The sequence below is a fragment of the Xanthomonas sp. NCPPB 3570 genome, from assembly GCF_056725115.1.
Genome location: NZ_CM161513.1, coordinates 3,012,324 through 3,039,034, shown reverse-complemented (window position 1 = coordinate 3,039,034; position 26,711 = coordinate 3,012,324). Strand labels below are relative to the sequence as shown.

At 70.6% G+C, this 26,711-nt stretch carries 17 protein-coding genes; 8 read left to right on the top strand and 9 right to left on the bottom strand.

Going from position 1 to position 26,711, the window contains the following annotated elements:
• Positions 1-19: 19 nt before the first annotated feature.
• The 7 genes from AC1PLR_RS13230 to aptA form a co-directional block, all read right to left on the bottom strand.
• Positions 20-4,096: a CHASE domain-containing hybrid sensor histidine kinase/response regulator gene (locus AC1PLR_RS13230; RefSeq protein ID WP_481101283.1), complete on the bottom strand. Its 4,077-nt coding sequence runs from the start codon at positions 4,094-4,096 to the stop codon at positions 20-22.
• Between the two features lie 292 nt (positions 4,097-4,388).
• Complete coding sequence (locus tag AC1PLR_RS13225) at positions 4,389-5,690, bottom strand: DUF445 domain-containing protein (protein WP_481101282.1); 1,302 nt, start codon at positions 5,688-5,690, stop codon at positions 4,389-4,391.
• Positions 5,691-5,780: 90 nt separating this feature from the next.
• Positions 5,781-6,626, bottom strand: coding sequence for a ParB N-terminal domain-containing protein (locus tag AC1PLR_RS13220; protein WP_481101281.1), 846 nt, complete (start codon positions 6,624-6,626; stop codon positions 5,781-5,783).
• 162 nt (positions 6,627-6,788) lie between these two features.
• On the bottom strand, positions 6,789-7,103 hold the full coding sequence (locus AC1PLR_RS13215) for an EthD family reductase (RefSeq protein WP_481101280.1): 315 nt from the start codon (positions 7,101-7,103) through the stop codon (positions 6,789-6,791).
• A gap of 250 nt (positions 7,104-7,353) precedes the next feature.
• Positions 7,354-8,862, bottom strand: coding sequence for a CoA-acylating methylmalonate-semialdehyde dehydrogenase (locus AC1PLR_RS13210; protein ID WP_481101279.1), 1,509 nt, complete (start codon positions 8,860-8,862; stop codon positions 7,354-7,356).
• 26 nt (positions 8,863-8,888) lie between these two features.
• Entirely contained in the window at positions 8,889-10,001 is a 1,113-nt protein-coding gene (ald, locus tag AC1PLR_RS13205) for an alanine dehydrogenase (RefSeq protein ID WP_481101278.1), read from the bottom strand.
• A 63-nt stretch (positions 10,002-10,064) separates the two neighbouring features.
• Positions 10,065-11,453, bottom strand: coding sequence for an omega-aminotransferase AptA (gene aptA / locus AC1PLR_RS13200; protein WP_481101277.1), 1,389 nt, complete (start codon positions 11,451-11,453; stop codon positions 10,065-10,067).
• A gap of 185 nt (positions 11,454-11,638) precedes the next feature.
• On the opposite strand from aptA, the gene AC1PLR_RS13195 reads away from it, so the two are divergent.
• Both AC1PLR_RS13195 and AC1PLR_RS13190 read left to right on the top strand, forming a co-directional pair.
• Positions 11,639-12,187 (top strand): cupin domain-containing protein, encoded by a 549-nt coding sequence (locus tag AC1PLR_RS13195; RefSeq protein ID WP_481100409.1) that lies wholly within the window; start codon positions 11,639-11,641, stop codon positions 12,185-12,187.
• A 76-nt stretch (positions 12,188-12,263) separates the two neighbouring features.
• On the top strand, positions 12,264-13,766 hold the full coding sequence (locus tag AC1PLR_RS13190; protein ID WP_481101276.1) for an aldehyde dehydrogenase: 1,503 nt from the start codon (positions 12,264-12,266) through the stop codon (positions 13,764-13,766).
• Positions 13,767-13,927: 161 nt separating this feature from the next.
• On the opposite strand, the gene AC1PLR_RS13185 is transcribed toward AC1PLR_RS13190, so the two are convergent.
• On the bottom strand, positions 13,928-14,425 hold the full coding sequence (locus tag AC1PLR_RS13185) for a DUF1203 domain-containing protein (RefSeq protein WP_481101275.1): 498 nt from the start codon (positions 14,423-14,425) through the stop codon (positions 13,928-13,930).
• A 168-nt stretch (positions 14,426-14,593) separates the two neighbouring features.
• Positions 14,594-15,184, bottom strand: coding sequence for a hypothetical protein (locus AC1PLR_RS13180; protein ID WP_481101274.1), 591 nt, complete (start codon positions 15,182-15,184; stop codon positions 14,594-14,596).
• A 286-nt stretch (positions 15,185-15,470) separates the two neighbouring features.
• On the opposite strand from AC1PLR_RS13180, the gene AC1PLR_RS13175 reads away from it, so the two are divergent.
• From AC1PLR_RS13175 to AC1PLR_RS13150, 6 genes are all read left to right on the top strand, one after another.
• Positions 15,471-17,153 carry an OFA family MFS transporter gene (locus tag AC1PLR_RS13175; RefSeq protein ID WP_481100413.1) on the top strand — a complete coding sequence of 561 codons (1,683 nt, stop codon included), beginning with the start codon at positions 15,471-15,473 and terminating at the stop codon, positions 17,151-17,153.
• A 15-nt stretch (positions 17,154-17,168) separates the two neighbouring features.
• On the top strand, positions 17,169-18,008 hold the full coding sequence (gene fdhD / locus AC1PLR_RS13170) for a formate dehydrogenase accessory sulfurtransferase FdhD (RefSeq protein ID WP_481101273.1): 840 nt from the start codon (positions 17,169-17,171) through the stop codon (positions 18,006-18,008).
• Entirely contained in the window at positions 18,005-20,353 is a 2,349-nt protein-coding gene (locus tag AC1PLR_RS13165; RefSeq protein WP_481101272.1) for an FdhF/YdeP family oxidoreductase, read from the top strand. The genes fdhD and AC1PLR_RS13165 overlap by 4 nt, the downstream gene beginning before the upstream one ends.
• Positions 20,343-20,609: a hypothetical protein gene (locus AC1PLR_RS13160; RefSeq protein ID WP_481101271.1), complete on the top strand. Its 267-nt coding sequence runs from the start codon at positions 20,343-20,345 to the stop codon at positions 20,607-20,609. The genes AC1PLR_RS13165 and AC1PLR_RS13160 overlap by 11 nt, the downstream gene beginning before the upstream one ends.
• Before the next feature lie 243 nt (positions 20,610-20,852).
• On the top strand, positions 20,853-25,703 hold the full coding sequence (locus tag AC1PLR_RS13155; protein WP_481101270.1) for a PAS domain S-box protein: 4,851 nt from the start codon (positions 20,853-20,855) through the stop codon (positions 25,701-25,703).
• A complete protein-coding gene (locus tag AC1PLR_RS13150) occupies positions 25,700-26,635 on the top strand; it encodes a diguanylate cyclase domain-containing protein (RefSeq protein WP_267106964.1) in 936 nt (311 codons plus the stop codon). Before AC1PLR_RS13155 ends, AC1PLR_RS13150 begins: the two co-directional genes overlap by 4 nt.
• Positions 26,636-26,711 lie beyond the last annotated feature (76 nt).

Below are 26,711 nucleotides of genomic sequence, written 5' to 3'. Positions count from 1 at the left end.
GGTGTCTCGTTACGCGCGCTCAGTCATGTGCCTCGGCCAGCCATTGCCTGACCTTGGCCTCGGCCTCACGGAAGGAAAAATTCTCCAGCAACTGCTGCAGTTCGGCGGTGTGCGCCGCCGGCAGGACCGCGGCCAGTTGCCGCAGCGTGTGGTCGATGCGGTCCGGATCGTCGCTGTCCAGCACCTGCAGCACCTGGTACCAGGACGCCTGCAATGTCGCCGGATCCACCGCTGCGTCGGTTGCCGCCGCAGGCGTCGTGGCGATCTGGGTGGCGTCGGCGAAGCGCAGCACTTCGGCGGCGGTATCGGCCATCGCCGCGGCCAGCGCCGCGATCTCTGCCTCGGCCTCCGCTGGCGCCGTGCTCAAGCGTTCTTCGAGGGCGGCGCTGGCGACGCTCAATGCCGGCAATGCCAGCGATCCGGCCGAGCCGCGCAACTTGTGCGCCAGCGAGACCGCTTCGCCCGGTCGCTGCGCGTCCAGCAGGGCGCGCACGCTCGCCGCCGGGTCGGGATACTCCTGCAACAGCTTCAGCAGATAGCGCCGGTACGGATCACGCTCGCCCCAGAGCCGCTGCGCCTGGACGGTATCGAGCAATGCCGGGTCGCTGACCGGCCAGTCGTCCATCGGCAGCGCCGACGGCGGCAGCGCCAGCGGCAGCAACGGCAGCGCGGCCAGGTTCGGCGGCAGATAGCGACGGATGATCGCGATCAGGTCCTCCACCTGGAACGGTTTGGCGATGAAATCGTTCATGCCGCTGGACAGCGCCATTTCCTGCTGCTGGCGATAGGCGCCGGCGGTCAGGGCGATCACCGGCACGTTGGCCAGCTCCGGGTCGGCGCGCAGGTGCCGGGTGGCTTCGTAGCCGTCCATGGTCGGCATCTGCACGTCCATCAGCACCACGTGGAAACGGCCGGGATCGCGCCGTAGCCGCTGCAGCGCCTGGGCGCCGTCCTGCGCCAGGTCGACCACCGCGCCTTCGCCTTCGAGGATGCGTTGCGCGACCTCGCGATTGATGTCGCTGTCGTCGACCACCAGCAAGCGGGCACCGGCCAGGCGCGCGACGCCGTCGCCGGGCGCTGGTGCGGGCAGCTCGCCGTTGCGGCGCGCCAGCAGCATGGCGATGGTGCGTTGCAGGGCCGAGGCGGTGACCGGCTTGGTCATCACCGCATCCACGTCGGCCACGCCGGGCTGCTGCTCCTGGATCATGCGCCGTTCGTAGGCGGTGACCATGACGATGATCGGCTGCCGGTCCGGCGCCGATTGCGCGCGAATGCGCTGGGCCACGCTCAGTCCGTCCAGGTCGGGCATGCGCCAGTCCAGCAGGATCACGTCGAACTCGTCGCGTTCCGGCGCGGCCGCGGCCAAGGCGGCGGTGCCGCTGGACACCGCTTCCACCTGCCAGCCGAACCCGTTGGCGATGTCGGTCAGGCTGCGCCGCACCAGCTCGTGGTCGTCGGCGATCAGCACCCGTCGCGCCTGCGCCGGTGCGTCGTCGTCGGCCGGTGCCGGCGCCACCGCGAACGGAATGACGAAGTAGAAATCGCTGCCCTGGCCGGGTGCGCTCTGCACTTCCAGTTGTCCGCCCATCAGCTCCACCAGGCGCCGGCTGATGGTCAGGCCTAGGCCGCTGCCGCCGTAGCGGCGGCTGGTGGAGGTGTCGGCCTGCAGGAACGGCGAGAAGATCAGGCTCTGCTTCTCGCGCGCGATGCCGATGCCGGTGTCGCGCACCGAGAACAGCAGCTTGAGCTTGCCGGGTTCGGCGCCGGGGAAGGCGCGCACCGACAGCACCACCTCGCCCTGTTCGGTGAACTTGATGGCATTGCCCACCAGGTTGATCAGCACCTGGTTCAGGCGCAGCGCGTCGCCTTGCAGCCAGCGGCAGCCCGGCGGCAGCGGCTCGACGATCATCTCCACCGGCTTGGCGCTGGTCGCCGAGGTCATCAGCGCGGCGATGTTCTCCAGCAGTTCGTTGAGGTCGAACGGCGCCGATTCCAGGTCGATGCGCCCGGACTCGATCTTGGAGAAGTCGAGGATGTCGTTGATGATCTCCAGCAGGTTGCGTGCCGACAGCTCGATCTTCTGGATCATGTCCTGCGCTGCCTGCGACAGGGCGCTGTGCCGCAGCAGGTACAGCATGCCCAGGATCGCGTTCATCGGCGTGCGGATCTCGTGGCTCATGTTGGCCAGGAAATCGCTCTTGGACTGGTTGGCGGTTTCGGCCGCGTCGATCGCCAGGCGCAGCTCGCGCTCGTGGCGCTTCTGCTCGGTCAGGTCGACGGCGATGCCGAGATAGCCGATCACCCGGTCGTCGTCGTCGCGCAGCGTGCTCAGGGTGAGCAACACCGGGAAGGCATGCCCGTCCTTGCTCAGGTAGGTCCATTCGCGGGTGTCGCTGCGTCCTAGCGTGGACAGCGCCGCCACCGATTCGAACGAGGGCTGTACTGGCATGCCCGACTGCGTGGCCATGCGTTCGGCACGCGCGGCCAGTTGCTCCGGATCCAGGAACAGGCCGGTGGCCTTGCGTCCGATCAGTTCGTGCGCGGCGTAGCCGAGCAGGGTCTCGGCGGCCGGGTTGAACAGGGTGATGACGCCGTCCGGGTCGGTGGCGACGATCGCGTAACCGGCATTGGCCAGGATCGCGCGTTGCAGCGCCGAATAGGTGACCAGTTCGCTGGTGCGCTCGGCCACCTGCTGTTCGAGCGTGGCATTGAGTTCCAGCACCCGCGCCTGCGCGCGCACCTGCTCGGTGACATCGTGCAGCAGGTGCGAATGGCCGATGGTGCCGCCGCCGGTGCCGACGATCGGCGAGACGCTGGCCAGCACGCTGACCGCATGGCCGTCGCGGTGGCGCAGTTCGCGCACGCCGTCGCCGCCGTTGGCCGGATCGCGGATCTGCGCGCCCAGCAACTGCTGCAGCGGCTGGCCGATGGCCTGCTCCGGGGTGTAGCCGAAGATGCGCATGGCCGCCGGGTTCCAGTGGGTCACCCGGCCGTGCAGGTCTTCGGCGACGATGGCCTCGCTGGTGCCGGCGACCAGCGCGGCCAGTTGGCTCTGCTCGCTGAGAATCAGGTCGCGGCGGCGCAGGCTGGTCAGGAACACGTACAGCAGCGCGGCCAGCAGCAGCGCGATGCCGGCGGCCAGGCCGCCGGCGAGCAGCGGGGAGACTTGATCCAGCGAACGCACGAAGCCCGGCGTGGCCTGCGCCCCGATCCGCCACTGGCGGCCGTACACGTCGAGGGTGCGCTCGGCGGCCGGCCCGCCGGCCAGGATCGGCGTGGCGTCGTCGCGGTAGAACGGCTGTGCCGGGTCCTGGCTGTCGGCCAGGCGCAGGCGCAGCTCGTTGCTGTGATCGTCGGAGGAGGCCAGCACCTCGGCGATGTTCAGCGGTGCATAGGCCCAGCCGGTGGTGGCCTGCCAGCGCTGCTCCGGGGTCTGCAGCGGCATGCCTTCGCGGTAGATCGGCAGCAACAGCAGGAAACCGCCGTTGCCCAGTCCCGGGGCCTGCACCAGGCGGATCGGTGCGGTGATGGTGGGCGCGCCGGAGCGCGCTGCGGCGATCGCCGCCGTGCGCCGCGCCGGCTCGGAGGCGATGTCGAAGCCTTGCGCTGCGTTGTTGGAGCGTTCCGGCTGGATATAGACGATGACGAAACGGTCGCCGTCGTGCGGTGCAACTTCGCCGATCTGCAGGGACGGCGCGCCGTCGGCGCGAGCCTGCTGCAGGAACGCCGCCTCGTCCGCGCGTGGCACCCGCTGGATGTAGCCGAAGCCGCGCACGCCAGGAAACTCGCGCAGGTAGTCGCGCGAGGCGCTGTAGCGGGCGAAACGCTCGCGCGAGATGTGCTCGCCGCCGGCGGCGATCACCGCGCCGCGCGCACCGCGCAGGCCGTGCTCGTACATGTCCAGGCGTTGCCGCAGGTCGCTGGCCACGTGCGAGGCCAGTTGATCGAAGCGCGCCTGCGCCTGTGCGCGATTGCGCTGCTGCACGCCATGCGCGATCAGCAGTGCGGCGAGCAGCCCGATGGCCAGCACGGCCAGGGCGGCGAGCCGCGCCGGACGCGCAGGGCCGGCGACGGGTGTCCGGCGTTGATTCGACATGCTCCCCTTCCTTTGGCGAACGCGCGAGCGGCACGCGGCACGGCTTCCCCGGGTTGGTTGCGGGATGGCGTTCACGGTGGCGGCGAACGTTCCGCGGGTCGTCCCTCAACGCTAGCGCGGGCGCGGCGGTCGCGCCAGCCCTCCAGGCCGAGGAGCCGAGGCGTGTCTACACCTTGCTGCGCGGATGGCAGGTCTGCCGCGGGCGCGGTCCGCCAAGCGGGCGCCGCGTGGCGTGGTGCGTCGGCGGCGGGCCGGCCGCTCGCGCAGCGCAGTGCATCCTTGCCAGCCACGCTCAGCCAAGCAGCGTGACGGCAGCGTGCAGCGCCAGCCCGATCAATCCGCCAACCAGGGTGCCGTTGAAGCGGATGTACTGCAGGTCGCGGCCCACGCTCAGTTCCAGTTGCTCGACCAGGTGGCCTTCGTCCCAGCCCTTCACGGTCTGCGCGATGTGCTCGGTGACGCCGCTGCGCAGGCGCTGGGTCAGCCGCTCGGCGCCGCCGAGCAGGTGCTGGTTGAGCGCCTCGCGCAGGGCGGGATCCTGCGCCAGCGACTGGCCGAGCGCGCCGAGGGCGCGCTGCAGGTGCTGCACCAGCGCACCGTCCTGGCGCGACAGGTCCTCGCGCAGCGCAGCATGGATCTGGTCCCACAGTCCCTGCACGTACGCCTGCACGCCGGGGTGGTCGATCAGCCGCTGCTTCAGCGCCTGCACCTTGTCGGCGGTGGCCGGATCGGTGCGCAGCCGTTCCACGTAACCGCCGAGCCAGCGCTCGTAGTCCTGGCGCAGCGGGTGCTGCGGCTGCGACAGCACCTCCTGCAGTTCCTCCAGCAGCGCATGCGCCAGGCGCTCGGCGAGGGTGTCGGCGATGCCCTCGACCGGTTTCACCCACTCCACGGTGCCGACCAGCTTGGGCCACTCGCGGCGCGCGTACTTGACGATCATCGCCGACACCCGTTGCTTGACCGCGGCATCGTCCAGGTGCCGGCCGAGCCGGGTCAGCGCTTCGTCGAGCAAGGCATGGTGGCGGCCGTCGGCGGTGAGCAGGCCGAGCAGCTCGCCGGCGGTGGCGGCGGCGTCCCAGTCGCGCAGCCGCGCCACCACGAAGCCGTGGATGCGACGCCGCACCGCCGCTTCGTCGAGCAGGTCCAGCGCCTGCAGCGCCCAGCCGCGGGCGAGGTCGGCCAGCCGCGCGGACTGCGCCGGTTCGGCCAGCCACTGGCCCAGCCGTGCCGCCGGATCGAATGCGCTGAGCTTGGCCAGCAGCGCGGCCGGCTCCAGGAACTGATCGCGCACGAACACCGCCAGGCTGTCGGCGATGCGCGCCTTGCCGTGCGGAATGATCGCCGTGTGCGGAATCGGCAGGCCCAGCGGGTGCCGGAACAGCGCCACCACCGCGAACCAGTCGGCCAGCGCGCCGACCGTGGCCGCTTCGCAGAAGGCGCCGACCCAGGCCCACACGCCGTGCAGGCCCATGGCATGGCTGAGCAGGAAGCCGCACAGCATCGCCAGCAGCAACAGCGCCGCCAGCAGCTTCATGCGCCGCAACTGTGCGCGGCGCGGATCGGGAGGCAGGGGAAGGCCGGGAGACACGCTCATGCGGCCGAGTCTACGCAGTGCGCGGTGAGCGCGGTTGCATGTGCGGCGCCCCGGTATCCGGCCGGGGCAGGGATGGACGGTGCGCGTGGATCAGTCCGAGAGCTGCGCGCGCAGTGCCGCCAGTTCCTCGCGCAGCGCCTGGTTCTCGGCTTCGAGCGCAGCCACGCGCTGGCGCAGCGCGGCCGTCGTGTCGCCCTCGGCATCCGCCGCCGGGGCCGCGTCCTCGGGGGCGTCCGCAGGCGCCGGCTTGGGCTTGCGCTTGGACTCGCGGGCACGCTTGGCGGCCTGCTTCAGTTCGTCCTTGCCGGCCATCGCGGCGGCGCGCTGTTCCTCTTCGGGCAGGCTGGCCACCGCCGCGGCGGCGTTGATCGAGATCGCACCGGATTTGACCGCCTCGACCACTTCGGCGGCGGCCTGCTTCTGGATCTTCTCGATCTGCACCACCTGGCTGTTGCTGAGCCGCGCCACGCGCGCCAGCTCGGCGCGGCTGAGCGGCGCCGAAGCGTCGGCCCAGGGCGGCGTGTCGGTGTCGGTGTCGTTGGCGGCCTCGGCAGCCGCGTCCGGGTCAGTGGCGTCGGCCGCGGCGGCATCCGCGGCAGCCGCGCTGGCGCGCCGCTCGGCGAGGATCTCGCGCTTGCGCAGCGCCAGCACGCCGCGCTGGAAGTCGGAGACGCTGCGCCGGCCCAGGTGCTGGTCGATCATCCACAGGTGCACGTCCTGCAGCGACTGGAAGCGGGTGTTCTGCACGGTCTGGAACGGCAACCCGTGCTTCTGGCAGATGCCGTAGCGGTTGTGCCCGTCGACCAGGATGTCGCCCCACAGCACCAGCGCGTCGCGGCAGCCCTCGGCCAGCAGGCTGCGTTCCAGGGCGGCGTATTCGTCGGCGGTCAGCGGATCGATGTAGGCCTTGAGGTCTTCTTTGACAACGATGTTCATCAACGGGCGGTACGGCGTGGCGACGGGGGCGGCATTGTAGAGGCCGGGAATCGGGAACGGGGAATCGGGAATGGCAACAGCGTGTGCCGCGGCAGCACGGCGCGGATCGTTCGCCGATGCGGCGCTTTGCGATTCCCTATTCCCGTTTCCCCATTCCCGGCTTCACCCCACCACCACCTCACTGATCTGCATCACCGGCGTCAGGTCGGTGTAGTTCTTGATGTCGCCGAGGATCTCCTCCGCGTGCGGGCCGAAGCCGGCCTGGAAGGCCTCCACCGACTCGCTGAAGATGTGGCACATGCCGACGTAGGTCGGGTCGCTGCCCGGGGTGCCGCCGGACAGGCCCCTGTCCACGGTGTAGCGCAGGCAGGCGGTGCCCATGCGCGCCTGCAGCAGCGGCATGTGCGTGTCGCGGTAGTAGGCATGGTCGAAACGGGCGCCTGGCGTGTACGGGTACATCACGCTGACCTTGATCATGGAGCGGCTCCTGTGGCGGCGGTGAACCCGGGCGGGTGCCGGGGTGGCGCAAGGCTACACCCGGGCCGGATCGGCACGTGTTGCGCTGCGGCGGGCGCAGGGCCGGGAATGGGGAGTCGGGAATGGGGAATGGCAACAGCAACAGCAACAGCAACAGCAACAGCAACAGATGCGCCTGCCCGTCGACCGGTGCGCGCCGGGATGCTTTTGCGATTCCCTATTCCCGATTCTCCATTCCCGGCTTCATCGCCTAACGCATCGTCGGCATCGCGAACTCGGCGCCGCCCGCGGCCTCGGGCCAGCGTGCGGTGACGGTCTTGAGCCGGGTGTAGAAGCGCACTCCGTCCGGGCCATGCACGTGCAGCGGCCCGAACAGCGAACGCTTCCAGCCGCCGAAGCTGTGGAAGGCCATCGGCACCGGGATCGGCACGTTGATGCCGACCATGCCGGCCTGCACCTGCCGTGCGAACGCACGCGCCGCGCCGCCGTCGCGGGTGAACACCGCCGCGCCGTTGCCGTAGTCGTGGTCGGCAATCAGGCGCAGCGCAGCGGCGGCGTCGGCCACCCGCACCACGCACAGCACCGGGCCGAAGATATCCTCGCGGTAGATGCGCATGTCGCTGCGCACGTGGTCGAACAGGCTGCCGCCGAGGAAGAAGCCGTCCGGGTGGCCGGCCGCGCCCGCCGGGCGGCCGTCGACCACCAGCCGTGCGCCCTCGGCCACGCCGCTGTGGATGTAGCCGAGCACGCGCTCGCGGTGCGCGGCGCTCACCAGCGGGCCCATGTCCGGCTCGTCGCGGCCGGCGTCGGCCTGGCCGGGGCCCAGGCGCAGCGCGGCCACGCGCGGCGCCAGTTTGGCCACCAGCGCATCGGCCAGCGCGTCGCCCACGCACACCGCCACCGAGATCGCCATGCAGCGTTCGCCGGCCGAGCCGTAGCCGGCGCCGAGCAGGGCGTCGGCGACGTCGTCCAGATCGGCGTCGGGCAGCACCACCAGGTGGTTCTTGGCCCCGCCCAGCGCCTGCACGCGCTTGCCCAGCGCACTGCCGCGCGCGTACAGGTCGGCGGCCACTGTGGTGGAGCCGACGAAGCTCAGCGCCTGCACCTGCGGGTGCGTCAGCAGCGCATCCACCGCCGGCTTGGCGCCGTGCACCACGTTGCACACGCCGGCCGGCAACCCGGCCTCGTGCAGCCATTCGGCCAGGAGCAGCGACGCCGAAGGCGCGTGCTCGGAAGGCTTGAGCACGAAGCTGTTGCCGCAGGCCAATGCCACCGGCAGCATCCACAGCGGTACCATCGCCGGGAAGTTGAACGGGGTGACGCCGGCGACCACGCCCAGCGGCGCGTACTCGCTCCACGCATCCACGCCGCGGCCGACGTCGTGCGAATGCTCGCCCTTGAGCAGGTGCGGGATGCCGCAGGCGAACTCCACCACCTCCATGCCGCGCACCACCTCGCCGCGCGCATCGGTGACGGTCTTGCCGTGCTCGGCGCTGATGCAGCGGGCCAGGGCGTCGGCATGGCGTTCCAGCAGCTCGCGGAAGCGGAACAGCACCCGCGCGCGCTGCAGCGGCGGCGTCGCCGCCCAGCCGGGGAAGGTGGCACCGGCGGCACGCACCGCCATCTCCACCGCATGCGCGGCGCCCAGCGGCACGTGGCGCTGGACGGCGCCTGTCGCCGGGTCGAAGACCTCGGCGTGCTCGTCGCCCCGGAACGCGACGGGCTGGCCATCGATGTAGTGGGACAGGATCTCGCCCATCGTGTTCGGTCCTCGCATGGAAACCGTCAGCCCAGCGCGTCCAGCGGCCGCACGAAGTCCTGGCCCAGGGCCTGCGCCACCGCGCGGTGGGTGAGCTTGCCGGCGTGCACGTTGAGGCCGTTGCGCAGGTCCTGGTCGTCGCGCAGCGCCTGCAGCCCGTGTTCGGCCAGCAGCAGCACGAACGGCAGGGTGGCGTTGGTCAGGGCGAAGGTGGAGGTGCGGGCGACGCCGCCGGGCATGTTGGCCACGCAGTAATGCACGATGCCGTCGACCTCGTAGGTCGGCTGCTGGTGCGTGGTCGGGTGGCTGGTCTCGAAGCAGCCGCCCTGGTCGATCGCCACGTCCACCAGCACCGAGCCGGGCCGCAGCAGCGCCAGTTGGTCGCGCGACACCAGCTTGGGCGCGGCGGCGCCGGGGATCAGCACCGCGCCGATCACCAGGTCGGTGTGCGGCAGGCACTGCTCGATCGCATCGCGGGTGGAGTACAGCGTGGTCAGTTGCTGGCCGTAGAGTTCGTCCAGGTACTTGAGCCGCTCCAGCGAGCGGTCCAGCACGGTCACCCGCGCGTGCAGGCCCATCGCCATGCGCGCGGCGTTGATGCCGACCACGCCGCCGCCGATCACCAGCACCTGCGCCGGCTTGACCCCGGGCACGCCGCCGAGCAGCACGCCGGAGCCGCCCTGCGCCTTCTCCAGCGCATGCGCGCCGGCCTGGATCGCCATGCGCCCGGCGACCTCGCTCATCGGCGCCAGCAGCGGCAGGCCGCCGTGGCCGTCGGTGACGGTCTCGTAGGCGATGGCGGTGCAGCCGGAGCGCTGCAGCGCCGCGGCCTGCTGCGGATCCGGCGCCAGGTGCAGATAGGTGAACAGCAATTGCCCGGGGCGCAGCATCGCGCATTCCTCCGGCTGCGGTTCCTTGACCTTGACGATCATCTCGGCCTGCGCGAACACGCTGGGCGCATCCTCGGCGATGCGCGCGCCGGCGCGTTCGTACTCGGCATCGGTGAGGCCGATGGCCTGGCCGCCGCCGCGCTGCACCAGCACCTGGTGGCCGTGCAGCACCAGTTCGCGCACCCCGGACGGGGTCAGCCCGATCCGGTATTCGTGATTCTTGATCTCTTTCGGAACGCCGACCAGCATGAGCGGTTCTCCAGGCAGACGCGGCGCGTGGGGAGCGCGGGCGGTGGGTTGGGTGGGGGAAGGTCAGGGCGTGCTGCGGATCATGTCCGCCAGCACCGCGAAGATGCGCTCGATGTGCACGGGCTCGACGATCAGCGGCGGCGACAGCGCGATGGTATCGCCGGTGACGCGGATCAGCAGATCGCCTTCGTGGAAGCAGCGCTCGAAGATCTCATAGGCGCGCGCGCCGGGCGCGCCCTTGCGCGGCGCCAGTTCGATCGCGCCGATCAGGCCGAAGTTGCGGATGTCGATGACGTGCGGCAGATCGCGCAGCCGATGGATCGCCTCCTCCCACACCGGGCCCAGCTCGATCGCCTTGTCGAACAACTGCTCCTCGGCGTAGGTGTCCAGCGTCGCCAGCGCCGCGGCACAGGCCAGCGGATGGCCGGAGTAGGTGTAGCCGTGGAACAGGTCGATGGCGTTGGCCGGGCCGTGCGCGAAGGCCTCGTGGATGCCGTGGGACACGAACACCGCGCCCATCGGGGCGCAGCCATTGGTCAGCCCCTTGGCGGTCGTCATCATGTCCGGGGTCACCCCGAAGCGCTGCGCGGCGAAGGCGTGGCCGACGCGGCCGTAGCCGGTGATGACCTCGTCGAAGATCAGCAGGATGCCGTGCTTGTCGCACAGTTCGCGGATGCGCTGCAGGTAGCCGTGCGGCGGCAGCACCACCCCGGCCGAGCCGGAGATCGGTTCGATGATCACCGCGGCGATGGTGGAGGCGTCGTGCAGCGTCACCAGCCGCTCCAGGTCCTCGGCCAGTTCCGCGCCATGCGTCGGCAGGCCGCGCGAGAACGCATTGCGCTCCAGGTCGAGCGTGTGCCGCAGATGGTCCACGCCCGGCAGCAGCGGGCTGAACGCCTTGCGGTTGTTCGGCAGGCCGCCCACCGAAATGCCGCCGAAGCCGACCCCGTGATAGCCCTTCTCGCGGCCGATGAAGCGGGTGCGCTGGCCCTCGCCGCGGGCGCGGTGGTAGGCGAGTGCGATCTTCAGCGCGGTGTCCACCGACTCGGAGCCGGAGTTGGTGTAGAACACGTGGTCCAGGCCCGGCGGCGCCAGCTCCACCAGGCGTTCGGCGAGCACGAACGGCAGCGGCGAGCCCATCTGGAAGGTGGGCGCAAAATCCAGCGTGGCGATCTGCCGCGCCACCGCCTCGACGATGCGCGGCCGCGCGTGGCCGGCGTTGCAGCACCACAGGCCGGCGGTGCCGTCGAGGATCTGGCGCCCGTCCACGCTGCGGTAGTGCATGCCTTCGGCCGAGGCCAGCAGTCGCGGCCGCGCCTTGAACTGGCGGTTGGCGGTGAACGGCATCCAGAACGCCTCCAGCGTGTCCGGTTCGCGGGTGGCCTGCGCGGCGTAGTGATCGGACAGCGCCTGGGACGAGAGGGGCGGCTGAGGGCGCATCGCAGGCTCCACGCGAGGGATGTTGAAAAAACTTTACACCATGCCGCTGTGCCGGGGGTGACCCGGCATGGTGCAGTTCGCGCGAGCGGTGCCGGCATTTCCTGGTTGCGCCGCAGCACCGGCGCGCCGCGCGAAATTGACCGCCCGGGGCGGCTGTGTAAAGTATCCGGCAACACCGTCACCGGCGTTCCCCCGCGATGGACATCGGCGCCCGCCTGCATCGGGTTCGTACCGCCCATGGCCTGAGCCAGCGCGAGCTGGCCAAGCGGGTGGGCGTGACCAACAGCACCATCTCGCTGATCGAGCAGAACAAGGTCAGCCCGTCGGTGAGTTCGCTGAAAAAGGTGCTCGACGGCATCCCGATCTCGCTGGCCGAATTCTTCACCCAGGACCTGGACCCGGGCGAGGCCGATGCGCCGTTCTACCGCGCCGACCAACTGCCCGACGTCGGCAGCGACGGCATCCACTACTACCTGGTCGGCCAGCATCGCCCGCAGCGGCAGATGTGCATCCTGCGCGAGGTGATGCCGCCCGGCAGCGACACCGGCAGCGCGATGCTGGTGCACGACGGCGAAGAGGGCGGGGTGGTGGTGGCCGGCGAGGTGGAGATCACCGTCGGCAGCCAGGTGCGGGTGCTGCGCGCCGGCGAGGGCTACTATTTCGAAAGCCGGGTGCCGCACCGCTTCCGCAACGTCGGCCGCGACACCGCGGTGCTGGTCAGCGCCAATACGCCGGCCACGTTCTGAGTCGCATGCGCGCGCCGCCACCCGCCGTCGCGTCCTTCCGATCCTTCCGATCCTTCCGCCGCCGCAGGAGTTCCCGATGACCGCACCCCGCACCCGCGACGCCTGGCAGGCGCTGGCCGACACGCTGCGTCCGCGGACCCAGGCCTTCATCGACGGCCGCTACGTCGACGCCGCCAGCGGCAAGACCTTCGACTGCGTCAGCCCGATCGACGGGCGCCTGCTCGGCCACGTGGCCGAGGGCGAGGCCGCGGACATCGACCGTGCGGTGGCCGCGGCGCGGCGCAGCTTCAAGGCCGGACACTGGTCGCAGGCCAAGCCTGCGCAGCGCAAGAAGACCCTGCTGGCGTTGGCCCAATTGGTCGAACGCCATGCCGACGAACTGGCGTTGCTGGAATCGCTGGACATGGGCAAGCCGGTGCGCGATGCGCGTGCGGTGGACCTGGCGGCGACGGTGCGCTGCCTGTCCTGGACCGCCGAGGCGGTGGACAAGCTCTACGGCGAAGTGGCGCCGACCGGACAGGACGAACTGGGCCTGATCACCCGCGAGCCGCTGGGCGTGGTCGGCGCGATCGTGCCGTGGAATTTCCCGTTGCTGATGGCGGCGTGGAAGATCGCCCCGGCGCTGGCCGCGGGCAACTCGGTGGTGCTCAAGCCGTCGGAGAAATCGCCGCTGAGCGCGCTGCGCCTGGCCGAACTGGTCGCCGAGGCGGGCATTCCCGACGGCGTGTTCAACGTCGTGCCCGGCTTCGGCAAGGGCGCCGGCGAGCCGCTGGCGCTCCACATGGACGTGGACGGGCTGGTGTTCACCGGCTCCACCGCGGTCGGGCGGCGCCTGCTGCAGTGCGCCGGGCTGTCGAACATGAAGCGCGCGTACATGGAATGCGGCGGCAAGAGCCCGAACCTGGTGTTCGCCGATGCGCCGGACCTGGAGCAGGCGGCGCATGCCGCGGCTGCGGCGATCTTCTACAACCAGGGCGAGGTCTGCACCGCGGCCTCGCGGCTGCTGGTCGAGCGTTCGATCAAGGACAGCTTCGTCGAACGCGTGGTCGCCGCCGGCCGCGCGCTGCAGCCGCGGCATCCGTTCGACGACGACGCGGCGATGGGCGCGCTGGTGGACGAGACCCAGACCCATCGCGTGCTCGACTACATCGCCCGCGGCAACGCCGAAGGCGCGCGCCTGCTGCTCGGCGGCAAGCGCGTGGAGGTGGTGCCCGGCGGCTGCTACGTGGAGCCGACCATCTTCGACGAGGTCGGCCACGAACACACCATCGCCCGCGAGGAGATCTTCGGCCCGGTACTGTCGGTGATCGCCTTCGACGACGAGGCGCACGCCCTGCGCATGGCCAACGACAGCGACTACGGCCTGGCGGCGGGCGTGTGGACCCGCGACATCGGCCGCGCGCACCGCGTGGCGCGCAAGCTGCGCGCCGGCAGCGTGTGGGTGAACTATTGGGACGGCGGCGACATGACCGCCCCGTTTGGCGGCTACAAGCAATCGGGCAACGGCCGCGACAAGTCGCTGCATGCGTTCGACAAGTACACGGAAATGAAGGCGACCTGGATCAAGCTGGGTGAGTAGCCGGGAGCGGGGATTGGGGATTCGTGAGTGGTGAAAAGCGGGGCTGCGGCTGCGGATGTCGTAGGAGCGGCTTCAGCCGCGACGGGCTTTCCCGGGAATGCCTGTCGCGGCTGAAGCCGCTCCTACGGAACAGGTGGTGCTGCAGGTCGCGGTGCAGCCAATCATCCCCAATCCCGAATCCCCAATCCCGGCTCTCTCTCCACCCGGCACGCAAAACAGCCCTGCCGCGCATGATGCAGATGCAGGTAACGCACCTGCGGATCGGCGAAGGTGCAGGCGATCGCGGTGGCGATGCGCTCGCCGGGCTGCACGTCGGCGGCGATCAGCATGTCGTCGGCGTCGTAGCCGCGCAGCGAGATCAGGCGGCGGACGATGGCATCGGGCACCTCGCCCGGCGCCGGCGTGGCGGTGGCGACGTCGCGGCGTACGTAGATCGGGCCGGCGGCGCGGTACGGCGTCTGCGCGGGCTGGTGCAGGTAGTGCAGCAACAGCAGTTCCTCGCCGGGCCGCGCATCCTCCAGGCTGATCCTGCACGGATAGCCGAGCGCGCTGTCGGCGCGCAGGCGCCGCGCGTGGTGCGCCTGCAGGTGCGCGTCGTCGAGGTCGAACAGGGGAGCGAACTGGGCGGCCGGCAGGCCGACGCAACGGAAGCTGGACATGGAGGCTCCGGGAACGGATGGAGCGCGCAGCGTGCCGTTCGCGCTGATGTCGTGCTGGCCGCATTCGGACGCGGCATTGGCCATGTGCGGTGTGCGGTGCGTCGCCGCCAGGGTCGGCGAGACGCTGCGCTGTCGCGGACGCGCCGCCGGGCGGCGCGCCTTGCGGCTTCAGCGCGGAACGTAAGCGGCGAAATCGACCGGATGCCGCGGATCGGCCGACTGCACCTGGTCGCCGTCCTTGACCAGCGCCTCGGCGTCGGGCGAAGGATTCGGGTTCATTTCCCAGCGCTGCTGGATGCGCTTGTGGAACAGCCACTGCTTGCGCTGCGGGTCGTAGCGAAAGGTGATGAAGTCGGTCCAGTGCTGGCCGCAGGAGACCCCGTTCTGCACGGTGAAATAGCGGCCCTTGACGGCGAACGGATCCTCGCCATCGGTGAACGGGTCGCACTGGCCACCCTCGTCGCGCTTGAGGATCACCCGGTCGTTGCGCGCCGCCAGCCGGTAGTGGCCATCGCCCTGCTGCACGAAGATCAGCAACGGTCGGGCCGGTGCCGGATCGCGCTGCGCCTCGCCGCGCTGCTGCAGCGCGAGCAGGTAGTCGGCGCGGCCGTCGCCATCGAGATCGGCCTGCAATTGCGCCAGCGGCTGGTAGCCGGCCGGCACCTGGCGCAGCACGTCGGCGGGCAGGTCGGCCGCATGGGCGAGATGGCTGCCGAGCAGCAGGGTGGCGGCGACGCCGAGGCGGGACAGGACGGGCATGGACGTTTCGCAGGCGAAGGGGGCGCAAGCCTAACCGACCGGCTTGCAGGAGCGGAATCACGCATCGACCGGCGTCCTGTGCGGCGGTGGATCGTGGGGCACGCGTCCGCCCTCGTGCGCCAGCGCACGGCGGTCGTGTGCTGACGGGCGCGGCGGCGCTGCGCGTTTTGTAATACCCTCGGTCCGTCCGGTCGCCCGTTCTGGCGCCGTTCAGCAAGCGGTAGGGTGGAGATGTCGCAGGCGCTCCACCGCAACCAGGGGGCCACGTCTCGGAGGAAACAACTGCATGAATGAACCGCACCGCATCGTTGGCTCCGTGCCGGCCGATCACGCCGGCCTGCTCTCGAAGGAACGCATCGTCGCCCAGCCCGGATTCAACCGCTGGCTGGTGCCGCCGGCGGCGCTGGCCATCCATCTGTGCATCGGCATGGCCTACGGCTTCAGCGTGTTCTGGTTGCCGTTGTCCAAGGCGCTGGGCGTCACCGCGGCGGTGGCCTGTCCGCCCGACATGGGCTTCCTGGCGCGCATCGTCTCGGCCAGTTGCGACTGGAAGATCAGCGAGCTGCAGTGGATGTACACGCTGTTCTTCGTGTTGCTGGGCTGCTCGGCGGCGCTGTGGGGCGGCTGGCTGGAGCGCGCCGGCCCGCGCAAGGCCGGCGTGGTCGCGGCGCTGTGCTGGTGCGGCGGCCTGGTGATCTCGGCGCTGGGCATCCACCTGCACCAGATCTGGCTGCTGTGGCTGGGCTCGGGCGTGATCGGCGGCATCGGCCTGGGGCTGGGCTACATCTCGCCGGTGTCCACGCTGATCAAGTGGTTCCCGGACCGCCGCGGCATGGCCACCGGCATGGCGATCATGGGCTTCGGCGGCGGCGCGATGATCGGCAGCCCGCTGGCCGACGCGCTGATGCGGCATTTCGCCGGCCCCGACTCGGTGGGCGTGAAGGAAACCTTCCTGGTCATGGCCGGGCTGTATTTCGTGTTCATGATGGCCGGCGCGTTCGGCTACCGGGTGCCGCCGAGCGGCTGGGCCCCGGCCGGCTGGACCGCGCCGACCGCCAGCGCCAATGCCATGATCACTGCCCATCACGTGCACGTGCGCAAGGTCTGGGGCATCCCGCAGTTCTGGCTGCTGTGGGGCGTGCTGTGCCTGAACGTGTCGGCCGGCATCGGCGTGATCGGCATGGCCTCGCCGATGCTGCAGGAGGTGTTCGGCGGCCGCCTGATCGGCGTCGATGCCGGTTTCGCCAGCCTCGACACCACGCAGTTGGCGGCCATCGCCGCCATCGCCGCCGGCTTCACCGGCCTGCTGAGCCTGTTCAACATCGGCGGGCGCTTCTTCTGGGCCAGCATGTCCGACAAGCTCGGCCGCAAGCACACCTACACGGTGTTCTTCGTGCTCGGCATCGCCCTGTACGCGGCTGCGCCGTGGGCCGGCAAATTCGGCGGCAGTGCGTTGTTCGTCGGCATCTTCTGCGTGATCGTGTCGATGTACGGCGGCGGCTTCGCCACCATTCCGGCCTACCTGGCCGACCTGTTCGGCACGCAGATGGTCGGCGCCATCCATGGCCGCCTGCTGACCGCCTGGGCCACCGCCGGCATCCTCGGCCCGGTGGTGGTGGGTTACATGCGCGAGTACCAGTTGGGCATGGGCGTGCCGCCGTCACAGGTGTACAACACCACCATGTACATCCTTGCCGGGATGCTGGTGCTGGGGCTGATCTGCAACCTGCTGGTACGGCCGGTCGCGGCCAGGCACTTCATGACGCCGGAGGAACTGGCGGCGGAGAAGCGGCTGGCGCACGAGCGGGTCGGCGGCAGCGGCCAGACGGCGCCGGACGCGGCGCAGCTGGCGCAGGTCGGCCGCGGCGGCAACCCGTTGTGGCTGGTGCTGGCCTGGCTGGCGGTCGGGGTGCCGATGCTGTGGGGCATCTGGGTCACCCTGCAGAAGGCGTTCGTGCTGTTCCACTGAGTCCGGAGGGTCGCGATGTATTCGGGTGCGTCATCCAGGCCAGGTGCGGTCGCGCGCGGCGTGCGTCGCCACCGCGAAGGGCGCACGGCCGTCGCCCAGGACCTGGTCGCGGCCGAGGTGCCGGTGGCGTTCGCCTACAACGACACGCCGTTCGTGGTGATGATGGCCACGCCGGAAGACCTGGAGGATTTCGCGCTGGGCTTCTCGCTCAGCGAGGGCATCGTCGCGACGCCGGCGCAGCTGCGCATCGAGGCGGTGGAAACCTATCTGGAAGGCGTGTCGCTGCGCCTGCGGATCCCGCCGGCCCAGGCCGCCGCACTGCAGGCGCGGCGCCGCAACCTGGATGGGCGCAGCGGCTGCGGCGTGTGCGGCAGCGAGTCGCTGGAGGCGGTGCTGCGCACGCCGCGTGCGGTGCCGGCCGGCGTGCCGATCGCGGCCGAGGCGCTGGCCCGGGCGCTGCGCGACCTGCGCGCACGGCAGACGCTCAACGCGCTCACCGGCGCGACCCATGCCGCGGCCTGGGCCGATGCGCAGGGCGAGCTGCAGCTGATCCGCGAGGACGTCGGCCGCCATAACGCGCTGGACAAGCTGATCGGCGCGCTGGCCGGCGCCGGCCTCGACCCGGGAGCCGGCTTCGCGGTGGTCACCAGTCGTGCCAGCTACGAAATGGCGATGAAGGCCACCCAGGCCGGCATTCCGCTGCTGGCCGCCATTTCCGCACCCACCGCGCTGGCCATCGCGCTCGCCGACAGCGCCGGCCTGACCCTGATCGGCTTCGCCCGCGATCACGATTACGTCGTCTACAGCCATCCGCAGCGCCTAGCGCACACAGAACCCGCCGGAGAGCCCGCATGAGCAAGAAGACCATCCAGCCCTACACGCAACCGGCCGGCGGTTGGGGGGCGTTGCGCGCGGTGGCCAAACACCTGATGGAGCAGGACGTGGCGGTGCAGGGCGCCAAGACCCTGCTGCACGCCAACCAGCCCGACGGCTTCGACTGCCCCGGCTGCGCCTGGCCCGACCGCGACCACACCTCGACCTTCGAGTTCTGCGAGAACGGCGCCAAGGCGGTGGCCGCCGAATCCACCGCACGCCGCGCCACGCCCGAGCTGTTCGCCCAGCACAGCGTGGCGCAACTGGCCCGCTACAGCGACTACTGGCTGGAAGGGCAGGGCCGGCTGACCCAGCCGCTGCGCTACGACGCCGAGACCGATCACTACGTGCCGATCGACTGGGACGCGGCGTTCGCGCTGATCGCCCGGCATCTCAATGGCCTGGCCTCGCCGGATGAGGCGATCTTCTACACCTCCGGCCGCACCAGCAACGAGGCCGCGTTCCTGTACCAGCTGTTCGTGCGCGAGTTCGGCACCAACAACTTCCCCGACTGCTCCAACATGTGCCACGAGCCGTCCGGCACCGCGCTCAAGGCGCAGATCGGGGTCGGCAAGGGCACCGTGTCGCTGCAGGATTTCGAGCTGGCCGATGCGATCTTCATCTTCGGCCAGAACCCCGGCACCAACCATCCGCGCATGCTCGGCGAACTGCGCCAGGCGGCCAAGCGCGGTGCGGCGATCGTCTCGTTCAATCCGCTGCGCGAACGCGGCCTGGAGAAGTTCGCCGATCCGCAGGACAAGCTGCAGATGCTGCACAACGGCTCCACGCGCATCTCCTCGGACTATTTCCAGCTCAAGATCGGCGGCGACCTGGCGGCGGTGAAGGGCATCATCAAGCACGTGCTGGAGCGCGACGCCGAGGCGGCCAGCGGCGGCCAGCCGCGGCTGCTGGACCTGGAGTTCATCGCGCGCCACACCGTCGGCTTCGAGGCCTTCGCCGCCGAGGTCGCGGCCGAGCCGTGGGACACCATCGTCGAGGAGTCCGGGCTGAGCGAGGCCGCACTGCGCAAGGCCGGCGAGATCTACCTCAAGGCCGAGCGGCTGATCGCCTGCTGGGGCATGGGCATCACCCAGCACAAGCATTCGGTGGCGACCATCCAGATGATCGCCAACCTGCTCCTGCTGCGCGGCCACCTGGGCCGTCCCGGCGCCGGCGCCTGCCCGGTGCGCGGTCACAGCAACGTGCAGGGCGACCGCACCATGATGATCTATGAAAAGCCGCCGGAGGCGTTCCTGGACCGGCTGCAGGCGGTGTTCGGCTTCGCCCCGCCGCGCGCGCCCGGCTACGACACCGTGGGCGCGATCGAGGCGATGGCCGACGGCCGCGCCAAGGTGTTCTTCGCCATGGGCGGCAACTTCGCCACCGCCACGCCCGACACCGACGCCACCCACCGCGCGCTGCGCCGCTGCGAACTGACCGTGCACGTCACCACCAAGCTCAACCGCAGCCATCTGGTACACGGCCGCGACGCGCTGATCCTGCCGTGCCTGGGTCGTACCGAGATCGACATCCAGGAGGGCGGGCCGCAGCACGTCAGCGTCGAGGATTCGATGAGCATGGTGCACCTGTCCGGCGGCATCAATCCGCCGGCCTCGCCGCAGTTGCTTTCCGAGCCGGCGATCGTGGCGGGCCTGGCCGAGGCCACGCTCGGCGCGCGCAGTGCGGTGCGCTGGCGCTGGCTGGTGGCCGACTACGATCGCATCCGCGACCTGATCGGGCAGATGTTCGACGACTTCGCCGACTTCAACACGCGGGTGCGGGTGCCGGGCGGCTTCCGCCTGTCCAACGGCGCGCGCGATCGCGTGTGGGACACGCCCGAAGGCCGCGCGGTGTTCAAGGTGCATGCGGTGCCCACCGACAACCCGATCCACCGCGCGCGCCGTCAGCATCCCGGGCAACTGGTATTCACCCTGGCCACCACGCGCTCGCACGACCAGTACAACACCACCATCTACGGCCTGGACGACCGCTACCGCGGCGTGTTCGGCGAGCGCCGGGTGCTGTTCATCAACCCCGCCGATATCGCCGACCTGGGCATGCGCGCCGGCGACTGGGTGGACCTGCACAGCCTGTGCGAGGACGGCGTGCCGCGCCAGGCCAAGCGCTTCATGCTGGTCGAATACAACATCCCGCGCGGCTGCCTGGCGGCCTATTACCCCGAAACCAACGCACTGGTGCCCCTGTCCAGCTTCGCCGACGAGGCGCGCACGCCGACCTCCAAGTCGATTCCGGTAGTGGTCACTGCGCATCTGGCCGACGCCGCCGCAGCGGCCCCGCGCGACATCGGAGTCGCGCTTGTCCGCTGATCCACTGCTGACCGCGCGCCTGCTGCCCTTGCTGGCCGAGGCGCCGGAGGGCATGGCACTGGCGCGCGTGTGCAAGCGCCTGGAGGTGCGCATGAGCGTGCTGTTGCGCACCCTGGCCTGGCTCGGCGATGCCGAACTGGCCGGGCAGGCCGGGCCGGGTTGGGTGCGGGTGGAGCGTCGTGGTGAGCGCGAGTTGGCCATCCTCACCGAGGCGGGCCGCACGGCCGCGCTGGCCGCGAGCGCTGTCGCCCGGTAAACGAGGCCGCCGTCGCGCGGCCAATCCTGTGATACCTACCACGGGACGCGCCTCGCGCGTCGGTGCGTGGTGCATGTTGCCGCCTTTTCCTGCACTTACGCGATCAAGTTCGCCAGCGCCGTGCCGATGAGGCGATCACGCAGCGCCGCTGGCGCGCCATGCCCGCCAGGCCGGCCACTGGCGCTGCGACCACGGGTGCATTACCTGATCCATCGACACAGCGCTCCAGGGAGGGGCGTGACCATGTCCCCGTTGCCGTTCAAGCGCAGTCCGTTCTACTGGTCGTTGGCGACCCTGCTGATCGGCATGGCGATCACCGCGGTCGTGGCCTTGCAACTGCAGCGGGCCAATGCGCGGCATGTGCAGGCGCAACTGGATGGCAAGGCACGCGCCGTCTTCGCCCGTATCGAAGAGGGACTGGCCAACTATGATCATGGCTTGCGCGGTATGCGCGGCATGGTCATCACTGCCGGCGATGCGTTGCATGGCGAGCAGGTGCTGCGCTACAGCCAGAGCCGTGACATACGCCGCGAGTTTCCGGGCGCGCGTGGCTTCGGCTTCATCCGTCGCGTCGCGCAGGCCGACCAGGAGCGCTTCGTCGCCACCGAGCGGGCACTGGGTCGTGCGGACTTCCGCATCCGGCAATTGACGCCGCACAGCGGAGATCGCTTCGTCATCCAGTACATCGAGCCGGTGAGCGATAACGCCGCCGCGCTGGGTCTGGATATCGCCTCGGAGCCTTCGCGGCGCCGCGCGGCCTTGGCGGCGGCGCTGAGCGGAGAATCGCGCTTGACCGGGCCGATCACGCTGGTGCAGGCCGGCGCGCAGCGGGCGCAGGCGTTCCTGTTGCTGCTGCCGGTGTATCGCAGCGCCGCGACGCCGTCGACCGCGGCACAGCGTCAGCGCGAACTGGTCGGCTGGACCTATGTGCCGCTGTTGATGTCGCAGGTGATGCACGCGCTGAATCTGGATTCTGAGCGGGTCGAACTGACCCTGAGCGATGAGGGAGGCGACGTCGAGGCGACTGCGTTCTATCGCAATGTCGTTCAGCCCACTCCGGCGCAGGCGCCGCAGGTCGTGCTGCGGCGCGAGGTGATGGGGCGGCACTGGCAGATGCGCGTGGTTGCCGGGCCCGCGTTCGTGGCCGCCAGCGCGCCGTGGTCGGTGCGCGCCGTCCTACTCGGCGGTGCGCTGCTCAGCGTGCTGGCGGCGGCGCTGGCGTTCGCGCTGTGCAGCAACCATTTGCGGCGCCGGCAGATCGCCCGCGACCAGGCGAACCTGGTCGCCGTTGTGCAAAGCTCTGCCGACGGCATCATCGGCAAGACGCTCGAGGGCGTGGTCACCAGTTGGAATCGGGCCGCCGAACAGCTGTTCGGCTTCAGCGAGGCCGAGGCGATAGGGCGGCGGCTGGGCGAGTTGATCGTGCCGTCGGACCTGATGCACGAGGAAGAATCGGTGCTGCGGCGGATCGGACGCGGCGAGGAGGTGCCGTACTTCGAAACCGTGCGCCGGCATGCCGACGGACGCCTGCTGGACGTGCTGGTCAGCGTATCGCCGATCTACAACGCCGAAGGCCGGCCGATCGGCGCGTCCAAGACGGTGCGCGACATCTCCGAGCAAAAGGCCGCGCGGGCGCAGATCCTGGCCTTGAACGCGACCCTGGAAAGCCAGGTGGCGGCGCGGACCGCCGAGTTGAGCCGCAGCACCGCGATGCTCGAAGGCGTGCTGAGCGCCGCCTCGGAAGTGTCGATCATCGCCACCGACCGCGACGGCACCATCACCCTGTTCAACACCGGCGCCGAGCGCCTGCTCGGTTACCGCCGCGAGGACGTGGTCGGCACGCTGACGCCCGGCACGTTCCACCTGGCCGAGGAGGTGGCCGCCCGCGGCGCGATGCTGGCCGCCGAGCTGGGGCATCCGGTGGAAGGTTTCCGTGTGTTCGTGGAGAAGGCCGAGCGCGATGGTGCCGAAATCCGCGAGTGGACGTATGTGCGCCGCGACGGCACGACCCGCCAGGTGAGCCTGGTGGTCACGGCGATCCGCACCGGACAGGGCGAACTCTCCGGCTACCTGGGCATCGCCCTGGACATCAGCGAACGGCAGGCGGCCGAGCGCTCGCTGGCGCGCAGCATGGCCCTGACCCAGGCGATCCTGGACACCGCGGTCAACCCCATCATCACCTTCGACGCGCGCGGCAAGGTACGCTCGGTCAACCGCGCCGGCGAACGCGTGTTCGGCTATGGCGCCGACGAACTGGTCGGCGAGGACGTCAGCCGGCTGATGCCCGAGGTTGCGCCCAGCCTGCACGCGGCGATGGCGGCCGACGTGCCGCCGGCAGGCGCGTGGCCGGAGCGCGTCGACAGCGCCCGCGAACTGCAGGCGCTGCGCAAGAACGGCGACGCGTTCGCGATCGAGATCAGCCTCGGTACGATGTGGATCGACGGCGAATGCCTGCTGGTCGGCGTCATCGCCGACATCACCGATCGGCATCGCCAGCGCCAGGCGCTGACCCGCGCGCACGACCAACTGGCGATGGCCGCCGACACCGCCGAGCTCGGCATCTGGACCTGGACGCCGGGCGACGACGCGCTGGAATGCAACGAGCGCATGTACGAGCTGTACGAGTGGCCTGCGGCGCTGCGGGAAAGCGGCCTGCGCTATGCCGACTGGCGGGTGAAAGTGCATCCCGACGACCTCGCGATGACCGAGGCCAGCCTGCAATCGGCGGTGGTGCACGGGACGGTCTACGACCCGGTGTTCCGCGTGCAGCGCAGCGACGGCAGCCTGCGGCATATCCAGGCCGGCGCGCACACCGAACGCGATGCGCAGGGCCGGGTCACCCGGGTCATCGGCATCAACCGCGACATCAGCGCGCAACTGCAGGCCGAGCAGGAACTGCGCCAGGCCAAGGCACGCGCCGACGAGGCCAGCGAGGCCAAGTCCTCGTTCGTGGCCAACATGAGCCACGAGATCCGCACGCCGATGAACGCGGTGCTGGGCATGCTGCAGCTGCTGCAGCGCACCGCGCTGGACGCGCGCCAGGACGACTACGTGGGCAAGGCGCAGAAGGCCGGCAAGTCGCTGCTGAGCCTGCTCAACGACATCCTCGACTACTCCAAGATCGAGGCTGGCAAGCTGCAGCTCGACCTGCATCCGTTCCGCATCGAGGAACTGCTGCGTGACCTGGCAGTGGTGCTGGCGGGCAATCACCAGCGGCCGGAAGTGGAGATCGTCTACCAGCTCGATCGCGGCATCCCCGACCGGGTGATCGGCGACGCGCTGCGCCTGCAGCAGGTGCTGATCAACCTGGCCGGCAACGCGCTCAAGTTCACCGAGCACGGGTATGTGCGCTTGCGCGTGGAGCTGCTGCAGCGGCAGGCGCAGACGGTAACCCTGCGGATGATCGTGGAGGACACCGGCATCGGCATCAGCGCCGAGCAGCAGCAGCGCATCTTCCATAGCTTCACCCAGGCCGAGGCCTCGATCAGCCGCCGCTTCGGCGGCAGCGGCCTGGGCCTGGTGATCAGCCGGCGCCTGATCGGCATGATGGGTGGCGAGCTGCAGGTGCACAGCGTGCTCGGCGAGGGCAGCCGATTCTGGTTCGACCTGCCGCTGGTGCTGGATGCGAACGCCGAGGCGGGTGCTGGATGCGGCTGCGCGCGCCCGCGGCATGTGCTCGTCGTCGATGACAGCGCGCTGGTGCGCGAGGTGCTGACCGATGCGTTGGGCGCATGCGGCTGGCGGGTGGACGGCGTCGCCAGCGGCGAGGAGGCCGTGGCGCATGCGCTCGCGGCCGAGCGCACGGGCGCACGCTACGACGCCGTGTTGATGGACTGGCGCCTGCCCGGCATCGATGGCGTCACCGCGGCGGCGCAACTGCGCGCGATGTGCGCCGTGCCGCCGCTGGTGCTGATGCTGACCGCCTATCAGAGCGAACTGCTGGGCCAGACCCAGGGCCACGTGTCGCCGCCGTTCGCCGATCACCTGGTCAAGCCGGTGACGCCGTGCCAGGTGATCGAAGCGCTGGAGCGGGCCTGGAACGGCGACGCCAGGATCGCCGCGCCAGCGCCGGCGCCGCAGCGTGTGGCGCGCCTGCCCGGGCTGCGCGTGCTGGTGGTCGAGGACAATGCGCTGAACCGGCAGGTGGCCGAGGAACTGCTGTGCGCGGAGGGCGCGCAGGTGGCGCTGGCCGAGGACGGCCTGTCCGGTGTGCAGTGCGTGCGCGAGAGCGGCCAGGTCTTCGACGTGGTGGTGATGGACATGCAGATGCCGCGCGTGGACGGCCTGGAGGCGACCCGGCGCATCCGCGCCGACGCGCGTTTCGCGCGGCTGCCGATCCTGGCGATGACCGCCAACGCCGCGCAGAACGACGTCGACGCCTGCCTGGCGGCGGGCATGGATGCGCATATCGGCAAGCCGATCGATCTGGAGCAGATGGTGGAAGCGCTGCTGCGCCTGAGCGGCCGCGCCGCTGCGCCGGCAGCTCCGGCCCCGCCGCCGGCGCCGCCTGCACCGGTGGCGCTCGATGCGATCCTGGACCGGTTCGGCAACAACGCCGGCCTGTTCGTGCGCATGCTCGACGCTTTCGCCGAGGAGCACCGCACGCTGCTGCAGCGGGTCGACGAGGCGTTGCGGCAGGGCGATGCCGGCGCCAGCGCCGATGCCGCACATGCCTTGAAAGGCAGCGCGGCGACGCTGGGTGCCGCCGACCTGGCGCAGGCCGCCGCCGCGTTGGAGCAGGACGCACGCGGCGGGCAGCTGCCCGACGCGGCGGCGACATTGGCGGCGCTGCACGCGGTGGCCGCGCAGGATCTGGACGCGCTGCGCGCCGCGGCCGCGCCGCTGCGCACGCCCACGCCGCCTGCCGCGACGAACGCCATGACCGAAGCGCCCCTGCAGCCCTGGTTGCGTGCGCTGGAACCGCTGCTGCGTCAGTCCGACCTGGCCGCGTTGACCCTGCTGGCCCAGGCACCGCCGGCCATCGCCGGCGCCCAGGCCGGCGACGCGCTGCGGCTGCGCGAGCAGGTGCAGGCGCTGCGTTTCGACGACGCTCTCGTCACCCTGAACACCCTGTTGGAGACCGCTTCCCCATGAGCGATTTCGCTGCCTACCGACGCCTCGCCCCGCAGGGACGGCGCCCGCGCGTGCTGATCGTGGACGACCAGCCGATCAACATCCACGCGCTGCACGAACTGCTGCGCGACGCCTGCGAGGTCAGCATGGCGCTGGATGGCGCGCGCGCCCTGGCCTTGTGCCAGCAGCAGCCGCCGGACCTGGTGCTGCTGGACGTGATGATGCCGGAGCTGGACGGGCTGCAGGTCTGCCGTCGGCTCAAGGCCGACCCGGCGACGGCGGACATTCCGGTGGTGTTCGTCACCGGGCAGGATGCGCCGGAGGACGAGGTCGCCGCGCTGGAGGCCGGGGGCGCCGATTTCATCAGCAAGCCGGTGCAGCCGGTGGTGGTGCGGGCGCGGGTGCAGAACCATCTGATCATGAAGCTGCAGAGCGATCTGTTGCGCGAGGTCGCGCTGCTGGATGGGCTGACCGGGGTGGCCAATCGTCGCCGGTTCGACGAGGCCCTGGCCACGCACTGGCAGGCCTGCCTGCGCGAAGGCAAGCCCTGCGGGGCGCTGATGATCGACGTGGACTACTTCAAGCGCTACAACGACCACTACGGCCATCAACTCGGCGACGGCTGCCTGCGCGCCGTCGCCCAGGCGCTGGCCGGCTGCGTGCTGCGCCCGCACGATCTGCTGGCCCGCTACGGCGGCGAGGAGTTCGTGGCGCTGCTGCCGGGCAGCGAGGCCGAGGGGGTGCGCGAGGTGGCGCAGCGCATGCTGCAGCGGGTCGCCGAATTGCAACTGGCGCATGCGGCTTCGCCGCTGGGGCCATGCGTGAGCATCAGCCTGGGCGGTGCGGTGGCGCTGCCCCAGGCCGAGATCAGCGCCGCGCAGCTGCTGGCGCAGGCCGATGCGCAACTGTATCTGGCCAAGCAGGGCGGTCGCGCGCAGGCCAGCGTGGCGTGATGCATTGCGCAGGCGATCGTTGCCGGCGCAACCAAGCGCGTCGCAGCTTCGCCGATCTGCCAGAATCGGCCGATTG

Coding starts and splice junctions, on each gene's coding strand:
- AC1PLR_RS13230 (WP_481101283.1), bottom strand. CDS start 4,096: ATGTCGAATCAACGCCGGACACCCGTCGCCGGCCCTGCGCGTCCGGCG.
- AC1PLR_RS13225 (WP_481101282.1), bottom strand. CDS start 5,690: ATGAGCGTGTCTCCCGGCCTTCCCCTGCCTCCCGATCCGCGCCGCGCA.
- AC1PLR_RS13220 (WP_481101281.1), bottom strand. CDS start 6,626: ATGAACATCGTTGTCAAAGAAGACCTCAAGGCCTACATCGATCCGCTG.
- AC1PLR_RS13215 (WP_481101280.1), bottom strand. CDS start 7,103: ATGATCAAGGTCAGCGTGATGTACCCGTACACGCCAGGCGCCCGTTTC.
- AC1PLR_RS13210 (WP_481101279.1), bottom strand. CDS start 8,862: ATGGGCGAGATCCTGTCCCACTACATCGATGGCCAGCCCGTCGCGTTC.
- ald (WP_481101278.1), bottom strand. CDS start 10,001: ATGCTGGTCGGCGTTCCGAAAGAGATCAAGAATCACGAATACCGGATC.
- AC1PLR_RS13195 (WP_481100409.1), top strand. CDS start 11,639: ATGGACATCGGCGCCCGCCTGCATCGGGTTCGTACCGCCCATGGCCTG.
- AC1PLR_RS13190 (WP_481101276.1), top strand. CDS start 12,264: ATGACCGCACCCCGCACCCGCGACGCCTGGCAGGCGCTGGCCGACACG.
- AC1PLR_RS13185 (WP_481101275.1), bottom strand. CDS start 14,425: ATGTCCAGCTTCCGTTGCGTCGGCCTGCCGGCCGCCCAGTTCGCTCCC.
- AC1PLR_RS13180 (WP_481101274.1), bottom strand. CDS start 15,184: ATGCCCGTCCTGTCCCGCCTCGGCGTCGCCGCCACCCTGCTGCTCGGC.
- AC1PLR_RS13175 (WP_481100413.1), top strand. CDS start 15,471: ATGAATGAACCGCACCGCATCGTTGGCTCCGTGCCGGCCGATCACGCC.
- fdhD (WP_481101273.1), top strand. CDS start 17,169: ATGTATTCGGGTGCGTCATCCAGGCCAGGTGCGGTCGCGCGCGGCGTG.
- AC1PLR_RS13165 (WP_481101272.1), top strand. CDS start 18,005: ATGAGCAAGAAGACCATCCAGCCCTACACGCAACCGGCCGGCGGTTGG.
- AC1PLR_RS13155 (WP_481101270.1), top strand. CDS start 20,853: ATGTCCCCGTTGCCGTTCAAGCGCAGTCCGTTCTACTGGTCGTTGGCG.
- AC1PLR_RS13150 (WP_267106964.1), top strand. CDS start 25,700: ATGAGCGATTTCGCTGCCTACCGACGCCTCGCCCCGCAGGGACGGCGC.